At 69.9% G+C, this 9,285-nt stretch carries 12 protein-coding genes; 2 read left to right on the forward strand and 10 right to left on the reverse strand.

Features of this window, described 5'->3' with window-relative positions:
* Positions 1 to 27: 27 nt before the first annotated feature.
* Genes DEU36_RS11560 through DEU36_RS11585 form a run of 6 tightly spaced genes read right to left on the reverse strand, consistent with a single transcriptional unit; the run spans position 28 to position 5,085 of the window.
* Positions 28 to 1,101: a spore photoproduct lyase family protein gene (locus DEU36_RS11560; protein WP_259455324.1), complete on the reverse strand. Its 1,074-nt coding sequence runs from the start codon at positions 1,099 to 1,101 to the stop codon at positions 28 to 30.
* 14 nt (positions 1,102 to 1,115) lie between these two features.
* A complete protein-coding gene (locus DEU36_RS11565) occupies positions 1,116 to 1,364 on the reverse strand; it encodes a hypothetical protein (RefSeq protein ID WP_120264255.1) in 249 nt (82 codons plus the stop codon).
* A gap of 9 nt (positions 1,365 to 1,373) precedes the next feature.
* Positions 1,374 to 2,204 (reverse strand): metal ABC transporter permease, encoded by an 831-nt coding sequence (locus DEU36_RS11570; RefSeq protein WP_396652166.1) that lies wholly within the window; start codon positions 2,202 to 2,204, stop codon positions 1,374 to 1,376.
* A gap of 41 nt (positions 2,205 to 2,245) precedes the next feature.
* Entirely contained in the window at positions 2,246 to 3,022 is a 777-nt protein-coding gene (locus DEU36_RS11575) for a metal ABC transporter ATP-binding protein (protein WP_120264257.1), read from the reverse strand.
* Positions 3,019 to 3,960 (reverse strand): metal ABC transporter substrate-binding protein, encoded by a 942-nt coding sequence (locus DEU36_RS11580; RefSeq protein WP_120264258.1) that lies wholly within the window; start codon positions 3,958 to 3,960, stop codon positions 3,019 to 3,021. Before DEU36_RS11580 ends, DEU36_RS11575 begins: the two co-directional genes overlap by 4 nt.
* A 9-nt stretch (positions 3,961 to 3,969) precedes the next feature.
* The gene (locus DEU36_RS11585) at positions 3,970 to 5,085 is read right to left on the reverse strand and encodes a Gfo/Idh/MocA family oxidoreductase (protein ID WP_120264259.1); all 1,116 of its coding nucleotides are present in this window, start codon (positions 5,083 to 5,085) and stop codon (positions 3,970 to 3,972) included.
* 77 nt (positions 5,086 to 5,162) lie between these two features.
* On the opposite strand from DEU36_RS11585, the gene DEU36_RS11590 reads away from it, so the two are divergent.
* Positions 5,163 to 6,125 carry an alpha/beta fold hydrolase gene (locus DEU36_RS11590; RefSeq protein ID WP_120264260.1) on the forward strand — a complete coding sequence of 321 codons (963 nt, stop codon included), beginning with the start codon at positions 5,163 to 5,165 and terminating at the stop codon, positions 6,123 to 6,125.
* A 39-nt stretch (positions 6,126 to 6,164) separates the two neighbouring features.
* Here the strand turns inward: DEU36_RS11590 and DEU36_RS11595 are convergent, their stop codons facing one another.
* From DEU36_RS11595 to DEU36_RS11605, 4 genes are all read right to left on the reverse strand, one after another.
* Positions 6,165 to 7,025 carry a MerR family transcriptional regulator gene (locus DEU36_RS11595; RefSeq protein WP_259455325.1) on the reverse strand — a complete coding sequence of 287 codons (861 nt, stop codon included), beginning with the start codon at positions 7,023 to 7,025 and terminating at the stop codon, positions 6,165 to 6,167.
* Entirely contained in the window at positions 7,022 to 7,558 is a 537-nt protein-coding gene (locus tag DEU36_RS11600) for a VOC family protein (protein WP_120264262.1), read from the reverse strand. The genes DEU36_RS11595 and DEU36_RS11600 overlap by 4 nt, the downstream gene beginning before the upstream one ends.
* Positions 7,559 to 7,628: 70 nt before the next feature.
* Complete coding sequence (locus DEU36_RS16150; RefSeq protein ID WP_183045356.1) at positions 7,629 to 7,805, reverse strand: hypothetical protein; 177 nt, start codon at positions 7,803 to 7,805, stop codon at positions 7,629 to 7,631.
* A 19-nt stretch (positions 7,806 to 7,824) separates the two neighbouring features.
* Positions 7,825 to 8,961: a VanZ family protein gene (locus DEU36_RS11605; RefSeq protein ID WP_120264263.1), complete on the reverse strand. Its 1,137-nt coding sequence runs from the start codon at positions 8,959 to 8,961 to the stop codon at positions 7,825 to 7,827.
* Positions 8,962 to 9,046: 85 nt separating this feature from the next.
* Here DEU36_RS11605 and DEU36_RS11610 point away from each other — a divergent pair.
* Positions 9,047 to 9,285: class II aldolase/adducin family protein (locus tag DEU36_RS11610; RefSeq protein ID WP_183045357.1), on the forward strand; the 239-nt coding region annotated here is incomplete at its 3' end.

Genomic DNA, 9,285 nt, shown 5'->3' on the forward strand with positions numbered 1-9,285 from the left:
GAGAGGGCAGAGCAGAAGGCATGACGGTCAGAACGCGTAACGGATGCGGCACGACGGCAGTTCACGTTCGATGAGCGCGCACAGCGCCGCGACGGCCTCGCCCTTGAATGGCGAGCGGTACCGCACGTTCATCGCGCCGTTCTGCGAGCGCTTGGTCTCCTGCATGCGCGGAGTCCACAGCAGCTCCTCGCCGCGCGGGTGCCATCCGAGGTTCACCTCGTGGAGTCCTTCATTGTGGGTGAGGAGGATGATCTCGCACGCGAGTTGAGCCTTCGCCCGGTCGGAGAGCACGTCGCTCAGCTCGCGCAGCAGTGCCGTCCAGTCCGCGATCCACGTCGGAGTGAGGATGACGGGCGAGAAGTTCAGGTGCACCTCGTAGCCGGCGTCGACGAAGTCGTTGATCGCGGCGATCCGCTCCGAGACGGGCGACGTGCGGATGTCGGTCACCTTCGCCGTCTCGTGGGGCATCAGGGAGAAGCGGATGCGGGTGCGCCCGAGCGGGTCCCAGTCGAGCAGGTCGCGGTTGACGTACTTCGTCGCGAACGACGCCTTGGCCGTCGGCGACATCCGGAACAGCTCGCACAGGTCGCGGACGTTCTCGCTGATCATCGCGTCGACCGAGCAGTCGCTGTTCTCGCCGATGTCGTACACCCATGCGTCCGGATCGCACTGGTTCGGCTCGGTCTTGGGCCCTCGGCGGGCGATGTGACGGGCGAGGTGGCGTGAGATCTCGTCGATGTTGGCGAAAACGGTCACCGGGTTGCTGTATCCCTTGCGGCGCGGCACGTAACAGTACGAGCAGGCCATCGCGCATCCGTTGGCCGTGGACGGTGCGATGAAATCGGCCGACCGGCCGTTGATCCGGGTCGCGACGGACTTCTTCACGCCCAGCACGAGCGCCTCGGTCTTGATCCGCACCCAACGCCGCACATTGGCCTCGTCGCCGTGGACCTCGGGGACGAGCCAGTGCGAGTCGATCGGCACGATGTCGGCCTGCGGCCACCGCGCCACGATCTGCTGCCCCCGCGGCAGCGCGAGCGCCTCATCTTCGGCGTAGATGCGGCTGATCTGCAGCAGCGGCGCCGGATCCCGAGCTGTCACCTGTTCCCGGGCGGTCAGTCGGTCGACTCGAGCTCGACCTCGCCGCCGGCGAGAGCATCGGCGTACGTGCGGACGTCCGGACCGGGCTCCCAGTCGATGAACTTGTCCTTCATGTGGCTGACGAGAGCGGCGTACGCCTTGTCGGCGTCGTTGGCATCGTCGGTCGCGGCGACGGCGGCGACGGCATCCTGCAGGACACGGTCGGCGTCGTCGAGGACCTTCTGGCGGGCTTCGTCGTTCCAGTGGATCTCGCTGATTCTCATAGCGGCACGCTAGCCAGCCTGAACCGATCGGGCGACGGGCTTGCGCGATGCGATCCGGCGCCCGATGATCCCCTGCTTCGGGCTGAGGAGGTACACCGCGGCGAACACGATGCCCTGCACGAGCACGACGAGTCCGCCCGACGAGGCGTCGACCCAGTAGCTGACGTAGATGCCGACGATGGAGGACGCCGCCGACAGGGCCGGGGCGATGACGAGCATGCGGCCGAATCGGTCGGTGAGCAGGTGCGCCGTGGCGCCCGGGATGATGAGCATCGCCACGACCAGCACGACGCCCACCACCTGCAGGGCGACGACCGCGGTCAGGGCGAGGACCCCCAGCAGGAGCCCCGACAGCAGTCGGGGCGAGAGCCCGATGGCGAAGGTGTGGATCGGGTCGAACGCGAACAGGGTCAGATCGCGGCGCTTGACGAACAGCACCGCGAAGGCGACCGCGGCCAGGACCGCGATCTGCACGAGGTCGCCCGTCGATACCCCGAGGACGTTGCCGAACAGGATGTGGTTGAGGTCGGTCTGGCTCGGTGTGACCGAGATGAGCACGAGGCCGAGCGCGAAGAGCGTCGTGAAGACGATGCCGATGGCGGCGTCCTCCTTGACCCGGCTCGTGCCGCGGATGATGCCGATGAGGGCGACCGCGAGGAAGCCGAACACCAGGGCTCCGATCGCGAACGGCGCGCCCAGGACATAGGCGAGCACGACCCCGGGCAGGACGGCGTGGCTGACGGCGTCGCCCATGAGCGACCAGCCGATGAGGACGAGCCAGCACGACAGCACCGCGCAGACGATCGCGGCGATGGCGGTGGCCGACAGGGCGCGGAGCATGAACTCGTACCGGAGGGGCTCGAGCAGGATGTCGATGAGGGTCACGAGTGCTCCTCGGTGGTGAGCGGGCGCTCGTCGGTGAGTCCGAACGCCCGTGCGAGCAGCTCGGGGCGTAGCGCTTGGTCGACCGTGCCCTGGAACACGACGCGGCGCAGCAGGAGCACCGCTTCGTCGGCGAGAGACGGGAGCGCGTGGAGGTCGTGGGTGGAGACGAGCACGGTGCGGCCGTCGGCGGCGAGCTCTCGGAGGAGGCGGACGATGGTCGCCTCGGACTTCTTGTCGACCCCCGCGAAGGGCTCGTCGAGCAGGAGGACACCGGCGTCCTGGGCGATGCCGCGGGCGACGAATGCCCGCTTGCGCTGCCCGCCCGACAGCTGGCCGATCTGGCGGTCGGCGAGGTCGGCCAGCTCGACGCGCTCGAGCGCGTCGTCGACGGCGCGGTGATCGTCGGGGCGCGGCCGGCGGGTGGGGCCGAGGCGTCCGTACCGGCCCATCATCACGACATCGCGAACCGACACCGGAAACGTCCAGTCGACGTCCTCGCTCTGCGGCACGTACCCGATGAGACCGTGACGCCGGGCGGCTGCGGGGGGCTCCCCGCCGACGCTCACCCGACCGCTCGCGGGGCGGACGAGGCCCGTGATCGACTTGAAGAGCGTGGACTTGCCCGAGCCGTTCATGCCGATCAGCGCGGTCACCCGGCCCGGCGTGACGGTGAGGTGGACGTCGTCGAGCGCCACGATGTCGCGGTAGCGCACCGAGACGCCGGAGACCACGATGCCCGGGGTCGAGGTGATCCCGGCGCTCCCGGCGCTCATGGTGCGCTCCGGGTCAGCGCCGCGGCGATGGTCTCGGCGTCGTGACGGAGCAGGTCGAGGTACGTCGGCACGGGGCCGTCGGACTCGGAGAGCGAATCGACGTACAGTGTGCCGCCGAAGACGGCATCCGTCGCCTCGACCACCTGCTGCATGGGGCGGTCCGAGACGGTCGACTCGCAGAAGACGGCGGGCACGTCGTTGTCGTCGACGAACTCGATCGTCTGCCGGATCTGCTGGGGCGTCGCCTGCTGCTCGGCGTTGACGGGCCAGATGTAGGCCTCGGTGAGTCCGGCGTCGCGGGCGAGGTACGAGAACGCACCCTCGCAGGTGACGAGCGCGCGCTGCTCGTCGGGAACCGCTTGGAGGTCGGCGATGAGATCGTCGTGGATGCGCTGGAGCTCGTCGTTGTAGGCGGCGCCGTTCGCAGCGTAGGTCCCTGCGCCCGCCGGATCGAGCTCGCTGAACGCGGCGACGATGTTGTCGACGTACCGCTGCACGTTCAGGGGGCTCATCCAGGCGTGGGGGTTGGGTTTGCCCGCATAGGCGTCGCCGGTGATGTCGATCGTCTCGACGCCCTCGGACACGACGACGTGGGGTGCGTCGGCGGTCTCGACGAAGCGCGCGAACCACGACTCGAGGCCGAGCCCGTTGTCGAGGATCAGGTCGGCGTCGGCTGCCGCCGCGATGTCTCGCGGGGTCGGCTCGTAGCCGTGGATCTCGGCTCCGGTCTTCGTGATCGATCGCACGTCGAGCCGGTCTCCCGCGACGTTGCGGGCGATGTCGGCGAGCACCGTGAACGTCGTCAGGACCACGGGCCGGTCGCCCGACGGCTCGCCGGCGACGTCGGCGTTCGAGCCCGTCGCGCAGCCCGCGAGCAGGGCAGTCGTCGCCCCGAAGGCGACCAGCGCGGAGAGGCGGCGATGTCGATTTTTCGGCATACCGAAAAATTACCCGCTGGACTCCCGCGCGTGCAATTCCTCGTCGACGACATCGGCCCAGGGTTGACGCGTCGAGCGCACGGTGTCACCGGTCTCGGCCGCCTGCTGCATGAGCAGCGCGAGGTAGTGGTCCTGGCTCGCCTCGGCCAGCGAATACACCGGTGCGCGCCCGTCGATGGCGCGCGGCATGGCGTCGAGCATGCGCGCGATCGCGATCTCGTCGTCGTTGAGGCGCGCCGGGAGGAAGGGATTGCGGAAGACCCATTCGTCGCCGAGCAGGATGCCGCGCAGGAACATGCCCTCGAGGTTGCCGCCCTCGCCCGTCATGACACGTCGAAGTGAGCCGAACACGGGTTCGTCGAACCGCCGCAGGTATCGCACCTCGCCGTTCTCGATCTCGCCGCGCTCGCCGCGGACAAGCAGGCGATTGCCGCGGATCCACGAGAAGTACTGCTCACCGGCGAAGTCGTACACGCCGAGGCGGCCGTCGAACATGAAACGTGCCGTGGTCTGCGTCGCCGTGACGATGCGCTCCTCGGTCGGATCGCCGGCGCGTCCAGGTCCCGCCACGAGCGGGGAGCGGAAGACGGATGCCGTGATGTCGACCTCGTCGGCGCCGACCCCCAGCGCCCGGCGCATGACGCTGACGCCGTGGTAGTCGTGGCACTGCGCCACGAGCGCCTGCGAGGGGGTGCCGAGTCGCCCGGAACGGGCGACCGCGAGCTGGGCCGACAGCAGGGGCGACAGGTGGTACTGCTCGGCGACCTGCACCGTCGGTGCGCCGGGACGGGCGGCCCGGTGCCAGAGCTCGACGAGGTCGTCGATCCCTGCGGCGGGCGGGGTCTCGGTCAGGACGGGGATCCCCCGGTCGACGAGGTCGAGGATGATCCCGGGCGCCACATCGCGGGGAACCGAGACGACGACGACGTCGGGGGTGCCGTCGGCGAGCAGCGCGTCGAGGTCGGGGTAGCCGCGCACACCCCAGCGCTTCTCGATCGCCGCGGCCGTCGCGGGGCTGCGGGTGACGAGCCCGGACACGCGGAAGCGTTCGGGCAGGGCTGCGGCGACGCGCAGGAAGAAGTCGCTGCGCCATCCGCTGCCGATGATCGCGAAGGTGAGGGTCATCGGCACAGTCTGCACGCCGCGGCGTGTGAGACGGTAGGGGAATGGTGGAGGGGCGCGCTCGCGGGGGTGGGAATGATATGGAGCCGGCCGACATCGACGTCGAGACCGTCGAGTTCGACGGGGTCCGTACACGAGTCACGCGGGTGAAGACGGCGTCGTCCGCCGATTCGGAGCGCGCCTTCGTCCTGATCGCGGGCATCGGCGTGGCCGCGACGTACTTCGACCTGCTCGCCCCGACGCTCGCGCAGAAGGCGCAGGTCTACGCTCTCGACCTCCCCGGTTTCGCGGGCCAGCGCGCGCCGCGCGACGAGCCCTCCGTGTCGTTCTTCGCCGACCAGGTCGAGGCCGTGCTCGACCGTTTCGACCTCGACGACCCCGTGCTGCTGGGGCACTCGTTCGGCACGCAGATCGTGACCGAGGTGCTCGCGCGGCGCCCCGGCATCCGTCGCGCCGTCCTCATCGGACCCGTCGTGAACGACCGGGAGCGTTCGGTGGTGCTGCAGGCGATCCGCTTCGCGCAGTCGTCGCTGTTCGAGCCGTTCCGTCTGGTGATGCTGGCGGTCAGCGCCTACCTGCTGTGCGGGTTCGCGTACTTCATGCGGGTGCTGCCGCACATGATGCGCTATCCGCTTCGGGACCGGCTGGCGGATGTGTCGGCGCAGGTGCTGCTGATCCGAGGGGCGCGAGATTTCTCGTCGCCACGCTCCTTCCACTCGTCGCTCGTCGCGGTGGCCCGCGATGCCTGGCGGTGGGAGATCCACGGCGCCGCGCACTCGGTCATCAACGGCAACGCGATCGGGGTGGCGAAGCTCATGGACGCGTTCGTCGCGGGCGACCTGCCCCGACGCGGCCAGATGTCGCAGGAGGAGGCGCGCGTGCCTCGGCCCGCCTACGGCGGCGTCGCCCTGATGTGGCGCGCGACGCGCTACCGCGTGCAGGAGTGGTTCAGCGCGCGAGAGGGCGACGAGGTCGGCGTCGAGCACGCGAAGGAGTCGCACGCCGCCGTCATGTGGCGCGCGTTCACCGGCGGGCGTCGCTGAACGAGGTCGCGCGGCGCGTTACTCCCACACCGCGGTGCGTTACTCCCACACCGCGGTGTCGGGATCGATGCCGTGCGCGCGGGCGCTCTCGTCGATGCCGCGACGCAGCCACGAGGCGAGGCCCGGGTGGAGACGGTCGTAGTGGGCGGCGAACGCGGCATCCGCTTCGTACATCCGGCCGAGGCAGACCTGCATCGACCGGCTCACCGGGAAGTACTCGCTGACCAGCGCGCGGTGGCGTTCGACCAGTGCGTCCGCCTCCGGGCTGCCGGGCTCGATCCCGGCGGCGGCCGCGGCCGCGAGGTCGGCGTCGAGCGCCGTCATCGTCGCGGTGATCGCCCGCCACTGATCGGGGCTGCGGGTGGCGGCGCGCTCCGCGTACTGCTTCCACTGCGGTGTATCGCCGTAGCGGCGCCGGGCGAGGGCGGGCCAGTCGGGATTCCAGTCCGGGCCGAAGATCGACAGCTGCTCGTCGGCAGTGAGCAGCACGCCGCGCTCGTGCGCTTCGATCATGCGGTCGAGGCCGGAGCGGAGCACCTCGAGTCGCGCGAGCGAGCGCGACAACTCCTCGCGTTGCTCGCGCAGCGCCGCGGATGTGTCGCGTCCGGGCTCGTCGAGGATCTCGCGGATCCGGTCGAGACCCAGCCCGACCTCCCGGTACACCACGATCCGCTGCAGACGAGCGATGTCGTCGGCGGTGTACAGCCGGTAACCCGCATCGGTGCGCAGCGTCGGCGACGCGAGGCCGGTCTCGTCCCAGTGATGCAGGGTGCGCACCGTGATCCCGAGATCGGATGCCGCACGCCCCACCGTCACACCGTTCTTGTTGTTTCTGATGTCGGTGTTGTTGTTCTCGGTCCTGGTGTCGATGTCGCGGGTGTTGTTCATGCCATGACTCATGGTTGCTCCTGCGCGGGCGTGATGCCGATGGCGGCGAGGGAGCGGGCGGCCGCGCTGTCGGCCTCGTACGGTTTTGCCGCGGTGACGACGATACGCGCGTTCTCCGGGGTGATGATCTCGACCTCGCGGCTGTTCCACGCGGTGTCGCGCAGGTCGCCGACCGCGCCGGGCGCCAGGGTTCGGCAATCGGCGGCGATGCCCTCGAGCTCGCTGAGGACGCAGGCGTAGCTGTAGCTCAGCGCGGGCGGTTCGAACGCGGGTCGCGAGGCCGGATCGGCAGCGACGAGGAGGACGTCCTGGAAAGCCCAGCGCCGCAGGTGCACGAGTGTCCCGGGAATCGTGAAGAGCTCGAAGAATCCGAGGCCGGCGGTCCAGAACCGCGTCGAGGCCGCGAGGTCGGGCGTGGGGATCGTGACGAACGCCGGCATCCCGTAGATGCCGCGGTAGGGCTCGGGGGCGACGGCATCCGGTCCGGGCGCGGGAACGGGACTGATCTCGAAAGCGTCGTAGGACGGGGTGTCGTGATTGGTCATACGACGACTTTCCCGCCTCACGCCGCGTGAGGGTCAAGCGGGGTGCGGGTGGAGTTCGGGCGCGTTCGGGTCAGCGATAGGTTCCGCGGGGGAGCAGCATGGCGGCCGCGATCGCGAGGACGATCATCGCGACGCCTCCGACGACGACGCCGAGCATGGGGTTGAGGGTGAGCAGCCCGACGACGAATCCGAGGGCGATGCCGACGAGAGCGCCGGTGGCGGTGTGGGCGAGTGCTTCGACGTCCATGCTCTCGACGGTACGGATCTCAGCGCGGGCGCGCGTCCCCCGTGCGGGTGATATCGCCTCGTCCTGCGGGACCACCCCGGCGGCGATGTTCACGGCTGTGTGCACTGCCAGGCTCGCGGCTGTCGCGCAGCTCCTGACGGCCGAGGAGTCCGGGAAGCCCGCGGCCGGTGCGGGTCGTGAGCGCCAGGAGGGCCGCCGTCGCGACGAAGGCGAAGGAGAACAGGCCGCCGCCTCCCGGCAGCTGGTCGATCAGGGCGTACCCGCCGATCCCGCCGATGAGACGGGTCAGCCGTGTCACCGCGGCCGGGGCCGGGCCGCCGGCGTAGCGGAGGCGAACGGTCAGGTCGCCGATCGTGCGGCCCGACAGCAGGACGCAGCCGCCCACCACCACGAGTGCGGCGAGGGCGCCGATGTCGCCGCCGACGTCGGTCTCGACCGCGACGTCACGGTTGCCCGTGAACACCAGGGCCGCTTGGATGCCGACGCTGACGACGATGCCGACGAGCGAGTAGGACAGCAGGTCGCACACCATCGCCAGGATCCGGCGGCCCCGGGTCACGGGCCGTGGGGCGTCGGGCTCATCCGAGAGCGGACGGCGCGGCACGAGGAGGGCGAGGACCGAGCCGACGACCGCGCCGACGGTGTTGGTGAGCAGGTCGTCGACGTCGAAGACGCGGTAGGCGCACGGGTAGACGCCCCAGACCCCGGTCAGCTGCGTGAGCTCGACGATGAGCGAGATGCCCAGGCCGGCGGCGACGGCGACGAGGATGCCGCGGCGGGCGAGCACCCGGACGAAGAAGCCGAGCGGCAGGAAGAGCAGCACATTGAGGGCGAGCTGCAGGAAGACGGAATCGGAGAGGAATGCGCGGGGGCTGCCCCCGGCGCGGCGGACGGCCCCGCGGATGTCGTCGACGAACTCGAACGGGTTGAGGTTGACGCCCGCGCAGCGCATGCTTGCGGGGTCGGGAAGCGGCAGGAGCGTGTACGTCCAGATCGCGAAGAAGTAGACGAGCGCCGCGCCCCACAGCAGGAGCTGTCCCGCGGTGAGGTGGCCCGTGCGCCGGTACTGGATCGCGACGAACGGCACGAAGAGCACGACGCCGACGAGCGCGCCGATACCGATCGCCACCGCGCCGAGGAACACGTTGTCGCCCATTCGGACAACTCTCGCAGATGAGGCGCGGTCTCCTGGACCTGACAGGTGTTACCGGTAACATGATCCCGAGAGTCGAAGGAGTCCGATGGAACACGAAGCGGTGGTGCGGGTTCGGGCCGAGGTGGCGTCGTTGCACGCGGAGCTGGTGCGTTACGGGCTGGTCGTGTGGACCGGCGGGAACGTGTCGGGCCGGGTGCGCCTGGGTGGAGATCCCGCCGATGACCTCATGGTGATCAAGCCGTCGGGGGTGTCGTATGACGAGTTGGCTCCGGAGAACATGATCGTGTGTGATCTGGATGGCCGTGTGGTGCCGGGTACGCCGGG

The sequence above is a fragment of the Microbacterium sp. AG238 genome (assembly GCF_003610405.1).
GTDB lineage: Bacteria > Actinomycetota > Actinomycetes > Actinomycetales > Microbacteriaceae > Microbacterium.